Source organism: Adlercreutzia muris, assembly GCF_008831045.1.
GTDB lineage: Bacteria > Actinomycetota > Coriobacteriia > Coriobacteriales > Eggerthellaceae > Adlercreutzia > Adlercreutzia muris.
Genome location: NZ_WAJS01000036.1, coordinates 1 through 22,216, shown reverse-complemented (window position 1 = coordinate 22,216; position 22,216 = coordinate 1). Strand labels below are relative to the sequence as shown.

Annotated in this window: 17 protein-coding genes; 1 reads left to right on the top strand and 16 read right to left on the bottom strand. The window is 65.7% G+C overall.

Annotated features, from left to right (window positions below; genetic code table 11):
• Nucleotides 1–125: 125 nt before the first annotated feature.
• The 11 genes from F8D48_RS09980 to F8D48_RS09925 form a co-directional block, all read right to left on the bottom strand.
• Entirely contained in the window at nucleotides 126–800 is a 675-nt protein-coding gene (locus F8D48_RS09980) for an MBL fold metallo-hydrolase (RefSeq protein ID WP_151431722.1), read from the bottom strand.
• A 182-nt stretch (nucleotides 801–982) separates the two neighbouring features.
• On the bottom strand, nucleotides 983–3,292 hold the full coding sequence (locus F8D48_RS09975; RefSeq protein WP_240806309.1) for a RelA/SpoT family protein: 2,310 nt from the start codon (nucleotides 3,290–3,292) through the stop codon (nucleotides 983–985).
• Between the two features lie 64 nt (nucleotides 3,293–3,356).
• Nucleotides 3,357–6,722 carry a single-stranded-DNA-specific exonuclease RecJ gene (gene recJ, locus F8D48_RS09970; RefSeq protein ID WP_151431720.1) on the bottom strand — a complete coding sequence of 1,122 codons (3,366 nt, stop codon included), beginning with the start codon at nucleotides 6,720–6,722 and terminating at the stop codon, nucleotides 3,357–3,359.
• Nucleotides 6,723–7,101: 379 nt separating this feature from the next.
• Nucleotides 7,102–8,811 (bottom strand): phosphoenolpyruvate--protein phosphotransferase, encoded by a 1,710-nt coding sequence (gene ptsP / locus F8D48_RS09965; RefSeq protein ID WP_151431718.1) that lies wholly within the window; start codon nucleotides 8,809–8,811, stop codon nucleotides 7,102–7,104.
• Nucleotides 8,812–8,815: 4 nt separating this feature from the next.
• Complete coding sequence (locus F8D48_RS09960; RefSeq protein ID WP_016309265.1) at nucleotides 8,816–9,079, bottom strand: HPr family phosphocarrier protein; 264 nt, start codon at nucleotides 9,077–9,079, stop codon at nucleotides 8,816–8,818.
• A gap of 169 nt (nucleotides 9,080–9,248) precedes the next feature.
• On the bottom strand, nucleotides 9,249–11,258 hold the full coding sequence (locus tag F8D48_RS09955; protein ID WP_151431716.1) for a PTS fructose transporter subunit IIABC: 2,010 nt from the start codon (nucleotides 11,256–11,258) through the stop codon (nucleotides 9,249–9,251).
• A gap of 18 nt (nucleotides 11,259–11,276) precedes the next feature.
• Nucleotides 11,277–12,251, bottom strand: a complete 975-nt coding sequence (locus tag F8D48_RS09950) for a 1-phosphofructokinase family hexose kinase (protein WP_151431713.1) — start codon at nucleotides 12,249–12,251, stop codon at nucleotides 11,277–11,279.
• A 167-nt stretch (nucleotides 12,252–12,418) separates the two neighbouring features.
• A complete protein-coding gene (queF, locus tag F8D48_RS12315; protein WP_257475573.1) occupies nucleotides 12,419–13,369 on the bottom strand; it encodes a preQ(1) synthase in 951 nt (316 codons plus the stop codon).
• A gap of 3 nt (nucleotides 13,370–13,372) precedes the next feature.
• The gene (gene queC, locus F8D48_RS09935) at nucleotides 13,373–14,062 is read right to left on the bottom strand and encodes a 7-cyano-7-deazaguanine synthase QueC (protein ID WP_151431724.1); all 690 of its coding nucleotides are present in this window, start codon (nucleotides 14,060–14,062) and stop codon (nucleotides 13,373–13,375) included.
• Between the two features lie 131 nt (nucleotides 14,063–14,193).
• On the bottom strand, nucleotides 14,194–14,979 hold the full coding sequence (locus F8D48_RS09930) for a radical SAM protein (RefSeq protein ID WP_151431711.1): 786 nt from the start codon (nucleotides 14,977–14,979) through the stop codon (nucleotides 14,194–14,196).
• Nucleotides 14,980–14,983: 4 nt separating this feature from the next.
• Complete coding sequence (locus F8D48_RS09925; RefSeq protein ID WP_151431709.1) at nucleotides 14,984–15,409, bottom strand: 6-pyruvoyl trahydropterin synthase family protein; 426 nt, start codon at nucleotides 15,407–15,409, stop codon at nucleotides 14,984–14,986.
• 114 nt (nucleotides 15,410–15,523) lie between these two features.
• Between F8D48_RS09925 and F8D48_RS12160 the strand changes: the two genes are divergently transcribed.
• Nucleotides 15,524–15,652, top strand: a complete 129-nt coding sequence (locus F8D48_RS12160) for a hypothetical protein (RefSeq protein WP_257475574.1) — start codon at nucleotides 15,524–15,526, stop codon at nucleotides 15,650–15,652.
• Between the two features lie 72 nt (nucleotides 15,653–15,724).
• On the opposite strand, the gene F8D48_RS09920 is transcribed toward F8D48_RS12160, so the two are convergent.
• The 5 genes from F8D48_RS09920 to F8D48_RS09900 form a co-directional block, all read right to left on the bottom strand.
• Nucleotides 15,725–16,342, bottom strand: coding sequence for an IMPACT family protein (locus tag F8D48_RS09920; RefSeq protein WP_151431707.1), 618 nt, complete (start codon nucleotides 16,340–16,342; stop codon nucleotides 15,725–15,727).
• Nucleotides 16,343–16,376: 34 nt separating this feature from the next.
• Complete coding sequence (locus F8D48_RS09915; protein WP_151431705.1) at nucleotides 16,377–17,885, bottom strand: helix-turn-helix transcriptional regulator; 1,509 nt, start codon at nucleotides 17,883–17,885, stop codon at nucleotides 16,377–16,379.
• Between the two features lie 137 nt (nucleotides 17,886–18,022).
• The gene (locus F8D48_RS09910; protein WP_151431703.1) at nucleotides 18,023–19,645 is read right to left on the bottom strand and encodes an FAD-dependent oxidoreductase; all 1,623 of its coding nucleotides are present in this window, start codon (nucleotides 19,643–19,645) and stop codon (nucleotides 18,023–18,025) included.
• A gap of 229 nt (nucleotides 19,646–19,874) precedes the next feature.
• The gene (locus tag F8D48_RS09905) at nucleotides 19,875–21,707 is read right to left on the bottom strand and encodes an ABC-F family ATP-binding cassette domain-containing protein (RefSeq protein WP_151431701.1); all 1,833 of its coding nucleotides are present in this window, start codon (nucleotides 21,705–21,707) and stop codon (nucleotides 19,875–19,877) included.
• Nucleotides 21,708–21,792: 85 nt separating this feature from the next.
• The gene (locus F8D48_RS09900) at nucleotides 21,793–22,020 is read right to left on the bottom strand and encodes a hypothetical protein (protein ID WP_151431699.1); all 228 of its coding nucleotides are present in this window, start codon (nucleotides 22,018–22,020) and stop codon (nucleotides 21,793–21,795) included.
• Nucleotides 22,021–22,216 lie beyond the last annotated feature (196 nt).

Below are 22,216 nucleotides of genomic sequence, written 5' to 3'. Positions count from 1 at the left end.
CCCCCATGCGCCCCGCACCCCTCCCGGCGGGGCGCTTTTGCGCAAGTGCAACCTGCAAGAACCGTGAAAGCAGGACTCCCCCGCAAGCCGGCCAACCCCCAGGAGGGCAACGGGAAACGGAGGGCCTACTCCGGGTCGCCGTAGAGGGCGAAGACGCGACGGCGCTCGGCGCCGATGGTGGTGAGGCTGTTGTGGCCGGGCAGCACGGCCGTATCGTCGGGCAGGGCCGCCAACTTCTTCAGGGACGCGCGCATGTCCGCCATGGATCCGCCCTCGAAGTCGGTGCGGCCGATGGTGCCGGCGAACAGGGTGTCGCCGGAGATGAGCACCGGCAGCCCCTCAGGGTGGTTGCCGAACTGCGGGATGTTGAACAGGCAGAGGGAGCCGGGGGTGTGCCCCGGCGTGTCGATGACCTTCCACTTCATGGAGCCCACTTCCACGATGTCACCCTGGGCCACGATGCGGTCCACCGGGCAGGGAACGCCGCGGCTGGCCAGGTCGACACCGGAGGGATTCTCGATCTGAGGCGCATCGAGCGCCGAGGCGATGACCGGGGCGCCCGTGGCCCTGCGCAGGGCCGCTGCGGCCCCGGTGTGGTCGAAGTGGCCGTGGGTGAGCACGATGGCGTCGAGCCTCGCGTCGCCCAGAGCCGCGAGGATCTTCTCGGCATCGCAGGAGGGATCCACCACGAAGGTGCCCTCTCCGTCGGAGACGAGGTACACATTATTGGCAAGCACCCCCATCACCATATATCTCACATCAACGCACAGCCCGCTCACTTCGTAGATATCCGTCGCCATTGCTCGTCCTTTCAATTTGGATCTCAATTAACCGAATCGCATCATTGGCCAAAGCCAGCGAGGGTCCGACCGGCGCCTGATACGGCGCTGCCTTTGGGCCAAGCGCCCTTTGCGCCGCGCCGAACCCAAAACAAGGGCAGATCAGGTGCCTGTCGGAGCCGCAGCGTCGGCGCCACGTTCGGCTACTTAGCCGACCGGGACCCGTTGGGCATCATTCTATGGGCATCGAAGACACCGTCCACGTCGGTCAGGCGCTTCGTCATGCGCTCGATGACCGACAGATCGCTCAGCTGGAACAAAAAGCGCATCTCCACCATGCTGTCGCGATGGGTGGTGGTGTTGCAGGACAGCACGTTGGCCCCCATCTCGGAGATCACCCGGGTCACGTCCAACAGCAGGTTCATGCGGTCGAGGGCCTCGATGTAGATCTCCACCTGGTAGGTGGCCGCTGCCGAGGGGCTGCCCTCCCACTCCACGTCGATGATGCGCTCGGGATGACGCTTCAGGTCGATGGCGTTGGGGCAGTCGGCCCGGTGCACCGACACACCGCGGCCCCGGGTCACGAATCCCAAAATATCGTCCCCGGGCACAGGGTTGCAGCAGCGCGACAGGCGCACGAGCACATCGTCGACCCCCTTCACCACAATGCCCTGGGAGGTGTGGGTCTCGTGCTTCTTGGGGCGCTTCACGCTCGTGAGCATGGGGGGCATGATGCCCGTGGAGGAGGCCGAGGAGCCCACCGAGGGCTTGCCCGCCTCCTCATTGCCCTTGTCCACGAGGATCTTCAGCAGGCGGTTGCTCACATGCTGGGCCCGCTCCTTGCCGGCGCCCACCTGCACGAACATATCGTCGGGATCCTTGAAGCCCATGGCCTCGGCCACCAGCTTCAGCGCCCGCAGCGACTGGGCGTTGGAGATGCCCAGGCCGTGCTTGCGCATCTCCCGGGCCAGCATGTCGCGGCCCATCTGAAGGTCGTCGGAGCGCGTCACCTTCGAGAAGTAGGAGCGGATCTTGCTACGGGCCGAAGGGGTCTTTACCAGCCCCAGCCAGTCCCGGGAGGGCCCGGCGCTCTTCTGGGTGAGGATCTCCACGCGATCGCCCACCTGCAACTTGTAGGAGAGGGGCACGATGGAACCGTTCACCTTGGCCCCCACGCAGTGGTTGCCCACCTCGGTGTGGATAGCGTAGGCGAAATCGATGGGGGTGGAGCCGGCCCGCAGGGAAATGACCTCGCCCTGGGGCGTGAAGACGAACACCTCGGAGTTGTCGAGGTCCATCTTGAGGGACTTCAAAAACTCCCGGGAATCCTCGGTCTCGTCCTGCCAGTCCACCATCTGGCGCAGCCACGCCAGCTGGGCGTCCAGGTTGTCCCTACCGCCAGGGCGCGAGCCGCCCGTCTCCTTGTAGCGCCAGTGGGCCGCCACGCCGTACTCGGAGTTGCGGTGCATCTCCTCGGTGCGGATCTGCACCTCCAAGGGCCGGCCCGTCGGGCCCATGACCGTCGTGTGCAGCGACTGGTACATGTTGAACTTCGGCATGGCGATGTAGTCCTTGAAGCGGCCCGGCATAGGGTGCCAGATGGTGTGCACCGCGCCCAGGGCCGAGTAGCAGTCCTTCACCGAGCTCGTGATGATGCGCACGGCGATGAGGTCGTAGATCTCCGAGAAGCCCTTTCCCTTCTTGGTCATCTTCTGGTAGATGGAGTACAGGTGCTTGGGCCGGCCCATGATCTGGGCGGCGATGCCGAGCTTGTCCATCTCGTCGTGGAGCACTGCGATAACATCGGCCAGGTACTTCTCGCGCTCGGCACGGGACTCGGTGACCATGCGGGACACCTGCTTGTACTTGTTGGGCTCCAGGTAGAAAAAGGACAGATCCTCCAGCTCCCACTTGATGGAGTTGATGCCGAGACGGTGGGCGATGGGAGCATAGATCTCCAGGGTCTCGCGGGACTTGAAGATGCGCCGATCCTCCCGCAGGGCCGCGAGCGTGCGCATGTTGTGCAGGCGGTCGGCCAGCTTGATGACGATGACGCGGATGTCCTTGGACATGGCCACGAACATCTTGCGGATGGTGGCGGCCTGCTCGTCGGTGAGCGACTCCACTTCAATGCGGGTGATCTTGGTGACCCCCTCTACCAGGGCGCGCACCTGGGGATTGAAGACGCGCTCCACCTCCTCGCCAGTCACCTCCGTGTCCTCCACGGTGTCGTGCAGCAGGGCCGCGGCGATGGTCTCGGCGTCCATGCGCAGGTCGGCCAGGATGATGCCCACCTCGATGGGGTGGATGATGAAGGGCTCGCCGGACTTGCGGCACTGGCCCGCATGGGCCTCGGCCGCGAACTCGAAGGCTCGCTTCAGCATGGCCTCGTCGGCCTCGTCCATGTAGGCGGCCGTAAGCCGTTGCAGCTCGGCGAAGCGGTCGGCGGGGGTGGAGGCCGCCGAGGCGGTCGACTGACCCGTGGGATCGGGGCGCCCGAGCAGGGCGTCCACGGTCTGCTTGGTGGCCGCGCCGCTCGGCGCGCCCGGGGCCGGGCAGGCGTTGATCTCGTCTCTCTCAGCGCTCACGGCGCTCCCCTTCCTCATCGTTGCGGCCGCTCTGCGGCACTATGGGATGCGACAGGTGCACGGTGAGCCCCTGGGCGTCGAGTCCCAGAGCCCAATCGCAAAAGCCGCCGAATCCCACTCTCTCGTCGATGCCCTCGCGGTAGCGCACCGAATCGGTGAGCTCCACGCGATCGGCGCGCTCCTGCACCCGCACCCACAGGGCCTCCCGGCCGGCTTCCCGCACGGTGCGCGTTTCGATGAGGCCGAGCTCTCGAAAGACCGCCAGGCCGCAGGCGGCGGACACGGGGCTGACCCTATGGAAGCCGTCGGAGGCGCCATGGGCCAGGTCGGCCGGTCCGGCGCAGAAGTAGTCGTTGGGGCATTCCCGCTGCAAATGGCGCAGGCGGCGGTACACCTGGGCCATCACGTCGTGGTCCGGCGTGGCCTCGGCCAGGATGCGCTCGTTCAAGGCCGCGTCGCCCCGGCCGTAGAGCAGGTGCACCCAAGCGGGCTTCCCGTCGCGGCCGGCCCGGCCGCTCATCTGATTGAACTCCACATCGCTGAAGGGCAGGTGGTACAGCACCACGTGGCGGATGTTGGGGATGTCCACCCCCTCGCCGAAGGCCGAGGTGGCCACGAGCACCTTCAGGTCGTCGTTGCGGAACAGCTCCTCCACCCGTTGGCGCTCGGCCCGGGACAGCCCGGCGTTGTAGAAGCCGATGAGGCAGGCGAGCTGGGGCACCCGGCGCCGCAGCAAGCGGGCAAGCGCCACGGAGTGCTCCCGCGAGTTCACGTACACGACGGTCTTCTCGCCGGAAGCCACCAGGTTGGCCAGGTAGTCGTCCCGATGGGCGATGTTGCGCTGATCGTCCAGGTACAGATTGTCGCGGCCCGTCTCGTCGATGACCGACGCGCTCAGGGGCAGCACGTCCCCGATATCGGCGGCGATGCAATCGTTGGCCGTCGCCGTCACGGCGAGCACCGTGGGCTCCCCGAGCCGCGCGAGCGCCCGGCCCAGCTGGGTGTAGGCCACGCGCTGGCCGGCCTTGGCCTGGCCGATATGATGGGCCTCGTCCACCACGACGAAGCGGATGCGCCCGGAGGCGGCCAGCTCATCGGTATGGAACATGAGGTACTCCGGGGTGGTGAGCACGATGTCCACGGTGCCGTCGGCCAGCCCCGCGTACACTCGGGCCCGCTCCTCAGGGGTGCTCTCCCCCGTGATGACCGCGCTCGCGATGCCGAAGCGCTCCAAGCCGGCGCGCAGATGGAACACCTGGTCGGCGATGAGGGCCCGCAACGGGTAGATGAACAGGCTCGCCTCGCGGGCCGCCAGGGCGCGCACGGCGGCGTGCACCTGGAAGCACAGCGACTTGCCGCGGCCCGTGGCCATGACGGCGAAGGTGGACTGGCCGGCGGCCAGGGCATCGAGGATGCGGCGCTGGGCCGGATGCAGGGGCGCCTCGCCGATGATGGCGGCCACGAGCTGCGCCTCCAGCCCCGCCGGATCGCGCTCGGCCACGGCCTCCCAGCGCCGGCGCACCGCCCCCAGGTCCGGAGCCCCGGCATCGGGCATGACCTCGCGATCGGGGGCGTCACCGTTGCCGGTCCCATCGCGTTCGGCGAAGAGCTCCTCGCAGAAGGTGCGGGCCTCCGGGTCGAGGCAGGCCTCCAGGGCACCGCAGGTGCGGGCCGGGGCGATGGTCTCCAGCATGGCCTTCACCGAATGGCGGCCGCGCCATTCGTCGATCTGCACCGTGAAGGCGGCATCCACCACGGCATCGTTCACGAGCAGCGCCTCGATGGCGGCGCAGTGGAACATGATGCCGGCCACGGAGGCCCGGCCGTTGGTGAGGGTGCAGGCGAAGTGGTCCTTGGTCTGGCCCACGGCCCGGGTGTTCGCCAGAGTGACGTTGCGGGCGAGAAAGACCGGCTGGGGGTTCTCCTGGCCGAAGGGGGCCAGGCAGTCCACCATGGCCACGGTCTCCAGCGTCAGCTCGTCCAAGCTCACAGCGGCGTCCACAGTGGTGAGGGGATGAAAGGCCGCCTCGGGCAGCCGCTGCATATAGGCGTCGAGCCCCTCGGCGAAGGCGCGCAGGTTCTCCACGGGAATGGTGACCCCCACGGCGGCCCCGTGGCCGCCGAAGCGGGTGGTGAGGTGCGAGAGCGACTCCACGGCCTCGAACAGGTTCACGTTGCCCACCGACCGGCCCGAGCCCCGGGCCTCGTCGCCGTCCACGGTGAACAGCAGCGAGGGCACCCCGTAGGTGTTCACGAGGCGGGAGGCCACGATGCCCTTCACGCCCTCGTGCCAGCCCTCGCCGGCCACCACCAGGGCCCGCTGGCCGCGGTAGATCTCGCTGGCCTGGGCCCGCGCGATGTCGGAGAGCTCGGCCTCGATGGCCCGGCGCTGGTTGTTCACCTCTTCCAGGCGCTCGGCCATGGCGCAGCACTCGCCGTAGTTGTCGCACATGAGCAGATCCAGGGCCAAGTCGGCGTTGCCCATGCGCCCGGCGGCGTTCAGGCGAGGAATGAGGGAGAAGGACAGGTTGGTGGCGGTCATGGGCTTGCCGGCCTGCCCCGTGGTGGCCAGCAAGGCCGCGATGCAGGGCCGCGGGTTCGCATTCATACGGGCCAGGCCGTCGGCCACCAGGGCACGGTTCTCGTCGCGCATGGGCATGAGATCAGCCACGGTGCCCAGGGTGGCGAAGTCGGTGTAGCTGCGCCACAGGTGCGGGAACCCGAGGCGCGCGCCGAGCATCTGCACGAGCTTCAGGGCCACGCCAACGCCGGCCAGAATGGCGCTCGGGCAGCCCGGCTCCATCTTCGGATCGGCCACGCACACCCCCTCGGGCACCAGGTCGGCGGCCTCGTGGTGATCGGTGATGTACACCTCGATGCCGGTCTTCACGATCTCGGCCACCTCGTGTTTGCAGGCGATGCCGCAGTCCACGGTGACGATGACGTCCGGCTCCAGCTCCCGGGCCCGCTCGAAAGCGGCGGCCGTGATGCCGTAGCCCTCCTCGAAGCGACGCGGGATGAAGGGGAAGGCGCAGCCACCCAGGGCCCGCAGGCCGCGGGTGAGCACCGTGGTGGCGGAGATACCGTCCAGGTCGAAGTCGCCGAATACGAGGATGCGCTTCCTCCCCTCGAGGGCCGCCGCCAAACCGTCGGCCACCTCGGGCAGCCCGGGAATGTCGCGGGGGTTCAGCCAGTCGCGGTCGAGCGAGGGGCTCAAGAAGTGCCGCGCCGCCGCGGGCGTGTCGATGCCGCGTCCGACGAGGGTGGCGGCGATGAAGCGGGGCAGGGCCAGCTCGCGCTGGAGGCAACGGACGGCCTCGGGAGCGGCTTCCCTGATACTGAACTGGGCGGTCATGGTGACAGGCTACCTAACATGCTCAAACTCTTGTGTCTTACCGTCCATTTTCGCACAAAGCGCTCACGCTGTCACCGCCGCGGCCGCGCTCGTTACAATCCACAGAACACATCGCACCGGGACATCGCCAGAAAGGACGCCGGAGCTCTTGAGGCCAAAACGACCCCAATGTATGGATTGTGCGACCTGCAGTGAATGCTCTTCTTGTATAACCCCAGTTCAATCCCTTGAATCATTTTTGTTCACCACAGCATACCCATACATTGGGGCCGTTGTTGGCTCTGGCTGGCCATCCACGCGCAGCGGCTCACCCGCCGAAAACAACCGGGGGTCGCCCCAACAGACGGCCCCCGGCTCTCGAGGGGCGTAAACGGCAGTGCTACCTAGCCGCCGCCTTCAGAAGATCGAGCACCGCATCGGGAGTCACGGCACCCATGACGGCCTCGGCCAGGGCGCGAGCCTCCTCGTGGTTCCACCCGGCGATGGCGGCGCGGGTGGCCAGAATGCTCGCGGGGCCCACGCTGTACTCCGTGAGCCCGAAGCTGATCCACAGCGGAATGAGCAGCGGATCGGCAGCCGCCTCGCCGCACATGCCCACAGGAATACCCGCCGCCGTGCCGGCGGCGATGACCGAGCGGATGGAGCGAAGCACCGCGGGGTTGAAGGCGGAGTACAGGTAGCGCACCCGATCGTTGCCGCGATCCACCGCCATGGTGTAGCCGGTCAGATCGTTCGTGCCGATGCTGAAGAAGTCGGCCTCGGCCGCCAGCGCATCGGCCATGAGGGCCGCCGCCGGCGTCTCGATCATCACGCCCACGGGCACGTCCTTGTTGCAGGCGACGCCCTCGCGGGAGAACTCATCGGCGTAGCGGCGGATGAGGGCGCGCACCTGGCGCAGCTCCTCCACGCCGGTGACGAGCGGCACCATAATGCGCACGTCCCCGAAGGCGCTCGCCCGCAGAAGCGCCCGCAGCTGGGTGCGGAACACGTCCTCGCGGGCCAGGCAGTAGCGGATGGCGCGGAAGCCCATGAAGGGGTTGTCTTCCTTCTCCAAGCCCAGGTAGGGAATGTCCTTGTCGCCGCCGATGTCCAGGGTGCGGATGATGACGGGGCGCCCCTTCATGATGAGGGCCGCCTGCTGGTAAGCGCGGAACTGCTCCTCCTCGGTGGGCATCGCGCCGCCGTCCATGAACAGAAACTCGGTGCGGAACAGGCCCACGCCCTCGCCGTCGTTGTCCACCACGGCTCGGGCGTCCTCCACCGAGCCGATGTTGCCGAACAGCTCCACCTGGCACCCGTCGGCGGTGACGGTCTTCTTCCCCACGAAGCGCTGCAGAGCCTCCTTCTCGCGGCGCAGGGCCTCCTGGCGCACGCGGGCCGCCGCAAGCTCAGCCTCGTCGGGCGCCACGGCTACCGCGCCCTCGCCGCCGTCCACAATGACCTGGGCGCCCTCGGGCAGCTTCCGCACCGCATCCGGCACGGCCAGCACGGCGGGAATCTCCAGGGCACGGGCCAGGATGGCCGAGTGGCTCGTCATGCCGCCGGTCTCCGTCACGATGCCCACGACGTTGTCGCGGTCGAGGCCGGCGGTCATGGAGGGCACCAGATCGTGGGTGACGAGCACGGTGCCGCGGGGCACGCGGGACACGTCCACCTCGCGCACGCCGAGCAGCTGGCAGAGCACGCCGCTCTTGATGTCGCGCACATCGGCGGCCCGCTGGCGCGTCAGGTCGTCGTCGGCGGCCTCGAACATGACGGCGAAGGTCTCGCATACCGTATCGAGGGCCGCCTCGGCGCACTGGCCGCCGTCGATGAGATTGTCCATCTCGGCCACCATGAACGGGTCGGAAATCATGAGCACATGGCCCTCGAGGATGGCGGCCTCGGCATCGCCCACGCGTTCGCGCACCACCTCGGCCTTCTCGCGCGTAAGCGCCGAGAAGGCCTCGATGGCGCCGTGCAACCGGCTCTTCTCCGCCTCGGCGTCGGTCACCTCCACGACCTCGTAGGCAAGGCAGGGCTCGGCGATGACCATCACCGTGCCGATGCCCAGCCCCGGCGAGGCGGCAACGCCCGCAAGCGCGGCCATGGGACTACTCCCCCAGGCCCGACTCGATAAGCTGGATGGCCGCGTCGAGCGCCGCCTGCTCGTCGGCACCCTCGCAGCGCACCTCGACCTCGGTGCCGCACTTGATGCCGGCGGCCACGATGGCCATGAGGCTCTTCGCGTTCACTTCCTTGCCCGCGGCCACGATGGTGACGTCGCTCGCGAAGGGCGCCATGGCCGAGGCCAAAACGCCGGCCGGGCGCATGTGCAGGCCGCTGCCGTTGGTGAGGGTGATCGTCTGGGAAACCATAGTTCTCTCCTTGTCGTCAAGTCGAATGCTTCTGTCTGTCGCCGAGCGTCGTGCCGGGATGCCTGTACCGGGGCGCTCCTGCCGGGTACTCCCGCCGGGGCACGTGCACCGAAGCGCTCCCGCCGAAACGCTCCCGCCGGGACCCGCGCCGGAGGCTCTTGCCGCCGCCTTAGGCCTCGGTGCGCTTCTTCTTCAGCAGCGCGAGCATGAACATGCCCGCAACCGAGCCGACCGCAAGGGCCACCAGGTACATGAGCGCACCGCCGATGACGGGCACCACGAAGATACCGCCGTGTGGCGCCATGAGCGTGCAGCCGAAGAACCAGGACAGGCCGCCGGCCACAGCCGAGCCCACCACGCAGGAGGGGATGACCCGCAGCGGGTCAGAAGCGGCATAGGGAATGGCGCCCTCGGTGATGAACGACAGGCCCATGATGTAGTTCACCGGGCCGTTCTTGCGCTCGTCGGCCGTCCAGCGGTCCTTGAAGAAGGTGGTGGACAGCGCGATGGCGATGGGAGGCACCATGCCGCCGATCATGACCGAGGCCATGATCTGGAAGCTGGCGTCGGTGCCGAGGGCGAGCATGCCGGTGCCGAACACGTAGGCCGCCTTGTTGAAGGGGCCGCCCATGTCGATGGCCATCATGCCGGCCAGAATCATGCCGAGCACAATGCCGAAGTTGTTATCGGAAAGCCAGGTGAGCGCGTTGGACATGCCGGTGTTGATCATGCCCATGAACGGCCCGACCGCGCACATGATGACGGCAATGGCCCCCAGGCCCGCCAGCGGGTAGATGAGGATCTGCTTGATGCCAGCCAGCGAGTCGGGCATCTTCTCGCACAGCTTCTCGATGCCAAGCATGGCGTAGCCGCCCGCGAAGCCCGCGAGCAGGCCGCCGAGGAATCCCGAGGGAATGTCGCCGCCGGGCAGCCCGAAGGTGGAGCCGAGCGTGGCCATGAAGCCGCCGACGAAGCCCACCACCAAACCGGGGCGGTCGGCGATAGACTGGGCGATGTAGGCGGCGAGGATCGGCACCATGAAGCTGAAGGCAAAGCCGCCGATGGTCTTGAACCAGGCCGAGATCGGCGTGCCGGTGCCGAAGTTGCCGTCCTGGGGCACCCCGGCGATGCCATCGATGAGGAAGGCGAGCGCGATGAACAGGCCGCCGGACACCACGAAGGGCAGCATATGGGAGACGCCCTCCATGAGATGCTTGTAGATCTTGCGACCGGCGCTCTCGCCCGCCTCGTCCTCGGTGGGCGCGGCATTCGCGCCGCCGGCGTGGTGGTACACGCGCGCATCGCCCGCCAGAATGCGGTCGATGAGCTCGTCGGGCTTGTTGATGCCGTCGGACACCTTCACAATGACCGCGGGCTTGCCGTCGAAGCGGGCCATCTCCACTTCCTTGTCGGCGGCCACGATGATGCCGTCGGCAGCGGCGATCTCCTCGCGGGTCAGGCGGTTCTTGGTGCCCCCGGTGCCGTTGGTCTCGGCCTTCAAGGCGATGCCGCGCGCCTCGGCGGCCTTCGTGAGCGCCTCGGCGGCCATGTAGGTGTGGGCGATGCCCGTGGGACACGCCGTCACCGCCAGGATACGGAAGCCGTCGGCTTTGCCGTGCTCCTCGGCGTAAGAGGCCTTGGCGGCGTCGATGAGGGCCTCGGTGCCTTCCACGTCGCCCTCCATATCGGCTTCGGCCTCGGCCTCTACCGCCTCGGCGAAGCGCTCGCGCTCCTTCGCGTCGATGGCGGCGAGGAACGCCTCGGGGGTTTCCGCCGCCATGAGCTGGGAACGGAAGTCGAGGTCCATGAGGATGGTCATGAGTCGCGAGAGCACCTCCAGGTGCACATCTCCCCCGTCGTCGGGCGCGGCGATCATGAACAGCAGCGTGGAGGGAGCCCCGTCCGGAGCGCCGTAATCGATCCCGGCAGGGGCCGTCATGGCCGCCAGGGACGCCCGCTTCGTGGCCGCCGTCTTCGCATGGGGGATGGCGATGCCCTCGCCCACGGCCGTGGTGCCCTGGTTCTCGCGGGCGATGATGGCCTCGCGGAAGGCCTCCTTGTCGTTGAGGTTTCCGGCTCTATCATGCAGCTCCACGAGCTGGGCGATGGCGCCGGCCTTGTCGGCGGGCGCGCTGCCGATGGCTATGGCCCCGGGTTGAAGCAAATCGACAATTCTCATAGACGAACCGCACTCCTTTCAGTTGCAGGGTTCCACGAAAGTGACGGGAAGCAGGTCGGATACCTGCCCCGCCGATGCCAAAGAGGGAGAGAAAGCCGTGGCGGAGCCGGCCGCCAGGCCGAGGCGCAGGGCGTAAACGGCGTCGTCCGCGCCAGGGCAGAGCGACTCGCGGCCGGGAAGGGAGGCTCCCGCGAGCCCCGCCAGAAAACCCGCCACCATGGAATCGCCCGCGCCCACCGAGTTCACGAGGGCGCCCGCCGGGGCCGCGCCCCGGGCGATAAGCCCCTTCGCGTCCACCAGCAGCGCTCCGGCCGCACCGCAGCTGACGAGCACGAAACGGGCGCCGGCCCGGGCAAGGTCGCGCGCGGCAGCTACCACGGCGGCCTCGTCGGCGGCATCGCAGCCGGCCAGCTCAGCCAGCTCGTGGTTGTTGGGCTTTACGAGGAAGGGCCGTGCGGCGAGGGCCTCGGTCAGGGCCGTGCCCGTGGTATCGACCACGCATCGCGCGCCGTGCTCGGCGGCAGCCGCGGCCAGATCGGCGTAGAGATCCGCCGGGCAGCCCGGCGCCAGGGAGCCCGACAGCACGAGGCAATCGTCCGAGCCCAACCGCTCGATGCGGCGACGGAGCGTCGCGATGGCGACCGGGCCCACCGCCGGGCCACAGCCGTTGATCTCCGTCTCTTCCAACGAGCCGTCGGCGCGGGGGCGCTTCATCTTCACGTTGATGCGGGTCTGCCCCGCATCCAAGCGCACGAAATCGCAGGGGACGCCGGCGGCCTCCACGCCTTCCACGAGCGCCGTGCCCGTAGTGCCGGCGATGAACCCGGAGGCGCACGCATCTTGTCCGAAGCGGTGCAGCATGGTGGCCACGTTCACACCCTTGCCGCCGTAGGACAGATCATCAGCCGCCGATCGGTTCGTGACGCCCTCGGCGAAAGCGGGCAGGCGCATCATCCAATCGAGCGCCGGATTGCACGTGACGGTGAGAAACATTGCGGTCCTTTGGGTCGACCCTAGTCTGCCAGGGCGCAGTATAGCACCGTCGTCCAACCCTGCCCGGGAAAAGCGCCGAGTTTTTCACACCCCGCCAAGAAGCCCGCACGCCGCCGCGGGCAAGGCGCACCCCGCCGCGGGCGACCCCCTCCATCGAACGGGGCCGCCTAGCGGTTATCCACCTTCTCGGGGTACATATCGTGCTGGGTCAGGCGCTCCCAGGCCACCTTCTCCCACGGCGTGCCGGCACGGCCGTAGTTGCAGTACGGGTCGATGGAGATGCCGCCGCGGGGCGTGAACTTGCCCCACACCTCGATGTACTTCGGATCCATGAGCGCAATGAGGTCCTTCATGATGATGTTCATGCAGTCCTCGTGGAAGTCGCCGTGGTTGCGGAAGCTGAACAGGTACAGCTTCAGGCTCTTGGACTCCACCATGCGCTCGCCGGGCACGTAGGAGATGTAGATAGTGGCGAAGTCGGGCTGACCCGTGATGGGGCAGAGACTCGTGAACTCGGGGCAGTTGAACTTCACGAAATAGTCGTTGCCCGGATGCTTGTTCTCGAAGGTCTCGAGCACCGAGGGGTCGTAGTCGGTGGGGTACTGGGTGCCCTGGCTGCCCAAATGCGTCACGCCACCGGCGCGCGTCTCCCCCTCATCGCGGCCAGAGGTCCCGGCCGCCGGGGCGGACGCGGGAGCCTTCGCGGCCGAGGCGGAGGCGGAAGCCCTCGTGGTCTTCTTCGACGAGGTCTTCGCGGAATTCGCCCCCTTTGCGGGCGCGGCCTCCGTCGCCTTTGGGGCCGCGCCGCCTGCCGAAGCCGCGGCCTTCGCCTTCTTAGCCGTGCTGGCAGCGATCTTCTGGCGCTTCACCGCATCCACGTAGTGCTGGGGTGCCGTGGCCGCGCGCAGTCCCTCCTCGCGAGCGCTGGCCAAGTCGATGGTCTCGCCGCCGCGGGTCGCGGCCCGCGCGGACGACAGGGTCGCAGCAGGCTGCTCCCGCTCCAGATGGGCCGCGATGGCGGCCAGAGCCGAGGAGTCCACCGACCCCTCGGTGCTCGCCGTTGCCGTCCCGTCGGCGTCTTCTCCGAACAGCGCTTCGGCCATTTCCATCGGTTTCATGGGCTATCCCTTCAACGCGGGGTCTTCAACGTGGTTGGCGGCGAAGGCGGCCGCCCGATCGATGCAGGTGGCGCACGCGCCGCAGGGGGCAGCTCCGCCCTCGTAGCAGGACCAGGTCAGCTCGTAGGGCACCCCAAGCGTCAGCCCCTCGGCCACGATATCCGCCTTCGACCAGGTCACGAATGGGGCTTCCAGGCGCAGCTCGCCGCCGGTGCCCTCGGCGATGGCGGCGGCCATGGCCTCCACGAACGCTGGAGAGCAATCGGGATAGGCAGCGCCGGCCCAATCGTCGTGATGGGCGCCGTAGAGCACCACCGAGCAGCCCAGGGAAAGGGCCATGGAGGCCGCCGAGGACAGAAACAGCCCGTTGCGGAAGGGCACGTAGGTGCTCACGACGCCCCCCTCGGCCGCCTCCTGTTGCTCCCCATAGGCACCCGTGGGCACCGCCTCATCGGAATGGGCCAACAGCGAGCAGGCGCTGTCGGCGAAGATGGCCTCCAAGTCCAGGAAGCGCTGCTCCACCCCGTAGTGGGCCGCCACGGCCCGGGCTGCCTCGATCTCTCGGATGTGCCTCTGCCCGTAGCTGATGGACAGGGCGTACACGTTCTCGGCCCCGAAACGGGCCACGGCCCCGGCGAGCAGCGTCGTGGAGTCCACGCCGCCCGAGCACAGCACGAGGGCTTTTTCCTGCATAGTCACGCTTCCTTCTTTCGTTCCAGAGGGGGCGGCCCGCCCGGCGAAGGGCCCCGCCACGCAGGCACCCTCCCCAAGCCGCTGCGCGGGATGCCCGCAGCGGCCTGACGCGCCCCTCGCTCCTTGCGGTCTCAGACGCCCCGGCTCTCGTTTGGCCAGATGATCTTGTGCAGCTGCAGCTGCAAGCGGGCGCGATCCAGACCGCGCTCGATGAGGTAGGCTGCAATGGCGGCCGGCTCCAGGGCGCCCCATACGGGACTCGCGAGCACCGTGCAGCGATCCCACAGCCCCGCCTCGTCGGCCATACGCTCCATGAAGGCCAGGTCCTCTTCGCTGCCCACGACGAACTTCACCGCATCGCGCTCGTCCAGCACATCGTAGTTCTCCCGCCGCATGGCAGCCGACACGGCCTCGCCGGCCGTAGGCGTCTTCCAATCCACGGTGAAGTGCAGGCTGCCCGGCAGCCCCGCCTCGGCGGCCGCCTCGCGCAGATGGGCCATGGGCCCCAGGTCGCGAGAGCCGTTGGTCTCGATCTCCACCCGCAGGGGCCGCGGGCTCTCAACCGATAGCAGCGCCTGCACCAGATCGGGCAGGTAGGGCTGCAGCAGCGGCTCGCCGCCAGTCAGCGTCACGCAGGACACGCCGGTCTCGGCCACCCAGGCCAAAAGTTGCGGCACGCTCCAGCCCTCCACCTCCACGAGCGGGTGGTTCGCCCAGCGCGTATCGCAGTAGGTGCACCACATGTTGCAGCCGGCGAACCGAATGAAGGCCGCTGGCCGGCCGGCGGCCAGCCCCTCCCCGTTCAGGCTCACGAACTTCTCGGCCACGGGAAACAGCTGGGCCCGGGCCGCGATGGTGTGGCGGGCCTGGTGGCGCTCGGCATCTAGCAGGCCGTCGTTCTCTTCCTCGGGAACCATGGCCCTACGCTTCCTTCCGATAGAAAGCGCAGTTGTTCGGCGTCTCGTAGACGTCCACCTGGGCCACGGGCAACCCCATTTCGGCCAGGGCGTCGAAGAACCATTTCGCCAAGTTCTCGGCCGTGGTGCGGAAGGGCACGGTGAACAGCGCGAAGCCCTCGCGCTCGAGGCAGGCCAGCGTATCGGGGGCAAGCGAGCCCTCCTCGATGATGAAGTGATGGTCGAGCCGCTCGGTCAGCGACCGCAGGGCGCCCTTGAAATCGCCGAAGTCCACCACCATATCCTTGCACGTGCCCTCGGTCTGCAACTCGGCGACCTCCAGATAGGCCACCACGCGCCACCGGTGCCCGTGCAGGTTCTCGCACTTGCCATGGTAATCAGTCAGAAAATGAGAGGCGTCGAAGCTGCTCTCGGTCTTCAATCCGTACATATCGAATTCTCACCAATCTACGAACATTTGTATGATATACTATCCCACGCAGAGAGCACTCAGCCCACTGCATTCACCCCGCAACCATGCTAGCTAGGAAAGGGGGCGATGCAGATGAGCGAAATGCTGGCCTGGGCCCAAGTCTTGGTTGGAGTTGCCACGTTTATCGTAGCCGTTCTGGCTCTGATAAAAGAGAACCCGCCGAATAACGGCGGGAACTCCAACAACAAAGACGAGGACTAGGCACCCTCGTCGAAGGGCGCGCCGCTTGGGGCGCCCTTCTTTAGGCAAAAAGCATCTTACCACACTTCTGCGCTAGAACGCCGCGTCGAAGGGATCGGTCACGATGATTTCACTTTGGCCGCGGGTGAGCTCGGTGAGCTTCTCCAGGAAGGGGGACTGGGTGCCGTCGAGCATACGGAAGGTGATGAGCACGTTCTCGGCGAAGTCGGTGTCGTGCACCCGGGCACCGGCATCCTCGGCCAGGCGGCAGGCGGGCTCGTACAGGTTGTAGGGCACCTCCATCATGATGTCCACGCAGCGGGACACCACCACGATGCGCGCCGCATCGATGGCCGCCTTCGTCGCATCGGTATAGGCGCGCACAAGGCCGCCCGTGCCCAGCAGGATGCCGCCGAAGTAGCGGGTGACCACCACGGCCACATCCTCCAGGCCCGCGTGCTGGATGGCCTCAAGCGTGGGCATGCCCGCAGTCTTGGCCGGCTCGCCGTCATCGGTGTAGCGCACCCGTCCCCCGCGCAGCACATAGGCGTACACGTTGTGCCGCGCCATGCGGTGGGCCGCCTTCACCTCGGCGATGAAGGCAAGCGCCTCCTCCTCGGTCGTCACCGGCGCGATGCGACCGATGAAGCGGCTCTTCTTCTCGACGATCTCCGTCTCGGCGACCGCGGCTATGGTGCGATAGGCTGTCATCGGGCAAGGTCTTCCGCTATACTTAAAACTGACACTACTTGCCACCTTCCCGTCGGTCTCTTTCCACGTCTTCTATCAAATCAATGATCGCTTGCCGATTGTGCACACCGAGTTTGCGATAAATATTCTGCGTATGCGTCTGCGCAGTACGCTCGGAAATGAACAATGTCTCCCCTGTGCGTTTAGCACTGTAACCACAGGAAAGATAATACAGCACATCTACCTCACGATCAGACAAACCAGCCTCCTTGCCGATGGTCGCGCAAACTGTTCGGCGCCTATCCCGCTCGCCATCGGCAGATGGAGATGCGCTCGCAGGGAAAAGCAGCGCGAGCACATTGCCCTGGCACAATCGAGCGAGAAAGAGAAACAGCATGATGAGCGTGGCGAGCTCCGAGATCATAATAGTCGGATAGACACCCGTCGCTGCAGTTTGCCCTATCGAAGCAAGCAGAGGTGGGCAAAGCAGATAGGTCACAATTTTCTCAACGACCAAAGCGCTGCAGAGAAATACACCGAAGGTCTGCAACGGAGACAAGCGGTTCTGATAAGTGAAGAGCAGGATGCAAACAGCCAGTAAGAGCGTCAGAGAGAGCCCCGCATCAAACGTGACGAGATCATCGCCGAATTCCGCAAGTGACATGAGCACAGGAGTTGCAAGCAAACCAACAGCGACCCCAAGAGCCGCCACCCAAAAGGCCGAGCGATTCCAACTCGGAATATTGCCACGGGTCGAATGCGCCGAAGCCACCAGCAGCAGACCGGCAAATGTGAAATACGAAATAACAGGGAAATGGGAAACGGCGGCCGGCACGATCTCCCCACCGACGGCAGATACTTCATTCGTCATATCGAAGGCATAACGAAACGCATGAGAGACGGAAAGGACGAAATAAGCTGACAAAGGAAGAAGCCATGTCTTCAAGTAGGGGGCCTTGGTCAACCGATCATAGGAAGACGTAGCTTCTACAGTCGACGGCGCCCGAGGCGATAGAGCCACCGACAGCCCGGCCACCAGCAGCCCCACCACAGGAACGAAGCCGAACAAGCTATCGGAAGTCGCCGTAACCGGCGAGAGCACTTTCCCCATCATCGACGATGCGCTCAGCACAGCAGCGCCCTGAAACAAACCCACTGTATACACAAGCCGCATAAGCATCAGCACGGCACCAGCAGAAATTATTAGAAAAGTCACCGCATAGCCGACAACGGCCAAAAGCGACAGGACTGGCGCCGCTTCTGCCGACGGCATTACCACGCCCATCAAATAGGATCCTGTCATCAAAGAAAACACCGCAGCACCGGCAAACAAAATCGGCTCACGATCCAGCAGGGCCTCGATGGCCCGATATTTCACCGCAGCGACAACGCAACCAGCAAGTAATAAGACAAGGAATAGTCCATAGCCAGCCTCGGCCCCCTCCCCCAAACGATAAAATAGCGTGACACGGTAGAAAGCACGCTGGTAGTACGGCCACAAAAAACTGAAGCCGACGAAATTAGCTATCGTGAGCGCACTCTTGTACGATTTGCTCCCAACCATTCCAACCCTCCCGAAGCCGTCTGAGTTCACAATACCACGAGTTGCCCTGCCCAGATCCCACAGCTGACATCGACGGCAAAGCCCCCGGCGTTGCAGAACGCCGGGGGCAGGGAGGGAGGGCTGAGGGAATACAGTAACTAAATGCCCAGGCAATTGCGAACGGAAATACGGCCGAAAGCGAGGCACTCACCGAGGTTGCCGGCGCCTTGGTACATATTGGACCATACTGAGCCGAACTCGCCGGCGCTGTACAGGTGCGGAATCGGCTGGCCATCGAGGTCGAGGATCTCGCCCTTGGCGCTGCGGCGCGGCCCACCATCAGTGTTCAGCATCGTCGGGGCGCAGAACAAGGCGTAAAAGGGCCCTTCTTCGATGGACTTCAATTTGTTGGCGGGACGATGGAAGTACACATCATTGCCATTGGCCACGCATTCGTTCCACTGAGAGACCGTCGTGGCCAGCGCCTCGGCCGGCACCTCGATCTTTCCAGCCAGCTCCTCGATGGTGTCGGCAGTGAATCCCCAGCCATCCATGGGATCGAAGTCGATGGCCATCATCTTGTTCTCGAGAATGGACTGATAGCCGGGGGCATCGGTAATGAACCAGGTCTTTGCCGGCATGGGCAGATGGGGCCACTCGCCGCCGAACTGCATGTGGCCGTGACGCGAGCCCACATGAGAGGAAAGATCCCCCACATCCATGAAATCCCAGTCCTCGCACACATCACCATCCCAGTCCATATAGAATCGTTGGCCATTGATGGCAACGGTAATGCCCTGGTCTTTGGGAGTGCGCATCAGACAAACATCACCGTCGATGGGGCTCATGGAGGTCCAGAAGCCGGCGCAGCTGTTCATGTGCCACATATCGGCCCCGGCACGGGCGCACATGGTAATGCCATCGCCCTCGTTGTACTCGCCGGCAATGCGTCGCGCCCATGGGCCGCTCAGGTAGTCAGCCTTCATCTGAGCGTTGTTCTCAAAGCCGCCCAAGCACATGATAACGCCCTTGTTCGCCTTCGCGTACTTGCTTGCGGTGCCATCGGTGTACACCACGCCGAGGATTTCCTTTGTGGCGGGATCCTGCACCAAAGCCGTAACCGGCGAGCTCGTCTTGTGGGTGATAACATCAGTAAACTGATTCTTCACGCTGTTCATGAAAGGCGTAACCTGAGTGTTCCCGTTCTCATTATCGTGCTTGAAGCGTACACGGCCCAAGGAGTAGGCATGGGGCATCTCGCTGTACTCGGGGTAGCAACTCTCCCCTGTTCCCGGCTCAAAGTATTCTGAAATCGTCACATCATCCTCGCTGAAGCCCGGCAAGCTGCGCAGCCAGTCGAGGTTCTCGGCGATGCCGGCAGCATAGGCATCGATCACATCATCGGGCACGTTGTCCATCTCACCGCGCAGCTCGCGCACATACTCAGCGAAATTATCGGGATCCTTCGTCCACAGCACCATGCCTGCGGCGAATGCGCTGTTGCCGCCGCCCGTCTCCAAGGGGCTCTTCTCCAGAAGCAGGCACTTGGCCCCGTTGCCCTCAGTGGCCACCGTCACCGCCGCGGCCAAACCGGCCAGGCCGCCACCAACGACAATGACATCGGTTTCTTCATCCCACTGAACCTCGTCCACCGATGCCGCTTTATCATTAGCCGGCGTCTCGGCTGCAGGGGCGCATCCGGCCAGCCCCGCAACAGCCGCACCACCCAAGGCCACCGTCGCCGTCTTCAGAAACGCGCGTCTCGATTGCATGATGTCCATGATTTCCCTCCTGAACAGTTCGGAGCTTCGCACCGGCCGCCGGTGCGCCGACAGGACGATCATGGACGATGAAAAGGGATGAAAAAAGCGCAGCCATTGCGTAAATGAGAACGCTCAAGAGGCTACGTAGTTTTTACGCAATCGTAAAAAGAGGAGGTCAGGGACGGTCGGTGCCCAGGGCGAGCGGGAGCTCGCCCCTACGAGTGGGTGTGAGCAGCGGTTCTCCATGCTACTCGCCCAACTTTTCGGCGGCGTCGAACCATTCAAGTTCGAGGGCTTCTATGTGGTTCTCAAAGTCGGCAATTTCCTCTTGGAGGGCCGTGAGGGTGAGGTAGTCGGACGGGTCGGCCTCAGCCATCTCCAACTGCTTCTTTTCGATCTTGCCCTTGAGGGTTTCCATTTTCTTCTCGTTGGAGGCCATGAGCTTGCGCAGCTCGCGCTGTTCGCCACCAGAAAGGGTCGAGGGCGTGCGTCCCGCGGGCTCCCCAGACACCACCTTCCCGAGCGCCCCCGCCTTCGCCGTCGCTTTCGCAGAGGCGGCCTCGGCCGCTTCCCGCTCGGCCTCTCTCGTCAGCTCCAGGTACTCTTCCACCCCGCGAGGCAGATGGCGCACCTTGCCATCGATGAGGGCGAACTGATGGTCGGTCACGCGCTCCATGAGGTAGCGGTCGTGGGTGACGAGCAAAAGCGTGCCCGGCCAGCCGTCGAGCAGGCTCTCCACGGCGGCCAGCATGTCGGTGTCCAAATCGTTGCCGGGCTCGTCCAGAATGAGCACGTTGGGCTCGTCGAGCAGGATGAGCATGAGCGCGAGCCGCCGCTTCTGGCCACCCGACAGGTCGCACACCGGCTCGTTCTGATCGTCCTTCGTGAAGCCCAAGCGCTCGAGCAGCTGGCCCGGGGTCATCTCCTTACCGTCGAGCATGGTGCGACGCGAGTAGCGGGAGATCACCTGGCGCACCCGGTCGTCGCCGAGCTTCGTCAGCTCGTCCAGATGCTGGGAGAGCACCGCGAAGCGCACGGTCTGACCGATCTTCACCCGCCCCCGATCGAGCGGCTGGAGGCCCTGGATGATGCGCAAAAGCGTGGTCTTGCCGATGCCGTTGGCGCCCACGATGCCGTAGCGGTCCCCGGGCCCGATGATCCAGTCCACATCGTCCAAGATCACTCGGTCGCCGAAGGAAAGCGAGGCGTCCTGCAGCTCCACCACGGTCTTGCCGAGCCGCGCCATGGCCATGCGCTTGAGCTCCAGTTCGTCGCGCAGGGGCGGCACGTCGGCAATGAGCGCCTGGGCCGCGGCCACGTGGAACTTGGGCTTGGTGGCCCGAGCCCGCGCGCCGCGCGAGAGCCACGCCAGTTCGCGGCGCAGGGCGTTCTGCCGCTTCTGCTCGGCCAAAGCCTGCAGCCGGTCGCGCTCCACCCGCTGCATGATGTAGGCGGAAAAGCCGCCCTCGAAGGGCCAGACCCGCTGACCGTGCACCTCCCACATGGTCTCGCACACCTCGTCAAGAAACCAGCGGTCGTGGGTCACCACGAGCAGGGCGCCATCCCCAGGGCGCCAACGGGATTTCAGATGATCGGCGAGCCATGCGATGGCCTTCACGTCCAAGTGGTTAGTAGGCTCGTCCAGCATGAGCACGTCCCAGTCGCCAATGAGCAGCCGCGCCAAGTCCACCCGGCGACGCTGACCGCCCGAGAGCGTGCCCACCAGCCCGTCCCAGGCCACATCCTCCAGAAGCCCCGCGATGATGGAACGCGTGCGGGCATCGCCGGCCCACTCGTATTCGGGGCGGTCCCCTACCACGGCCCGCCCGACCGTATCTTCATCGCACAGGCCGTCGGTCTGGCCGAGCACGCCCACCGACACACCGCGCGTGCGGATAACGCGACCGTCATCCACTTCCACCGCGCCGGCAAGCACCCGCAGAAGCGTGGACTTCCCGTCGCCGTTCTTACCCACGATACCGATGCGGGCGCCCTCATCTACCCCGAGGGACAGCCCGGTGAACACCGTCTTCGTGGGGAATTCCACCCGCACTTTTTCGCAACCGAGAAGAAATGCCACGGAAAACGCCTTTCAATTATCGGGAACCTCGCCGCCCGATCCCGCGCGGCGATGCGCTCGGGATGACACGAGAGGCCATTATACGCTAGCGGATCTTCCAAACGGCGGCGACGAGCACCACAAGCGAGAGCGCCGCCGACAGGGCGAAGGCCGCCCGATAGCCCCATACAGCCGCCTCCTCGCCGCCCACGCCGGTCAGAGCGATGATCACGAGCACGAAATTCGTAACGGTTTGGGAGAGCGAGCCCAAGGCGCAGGTCGCCACTACGATGGCGAACAAGGCCCAGGTATGTTGCTTCTCGCTGAGGTGCATCCGCTCCCGCCCCCTTCGATTCTCGGCGCGCGACCCGCGGGCACTCCGCTGGAAAGGGCCCCAGCAAGGGGGAGTTAAGGCTCAAAAAGTGTGCTCCCCACGATGAGTAACCGCGAGGTCGTGCTCGATAAATCGACGCCGCAAGTTGCTCCGCGCCAACTTCTCACTGGCTCAAAAAGCGTGCTCCCGTAGCTGT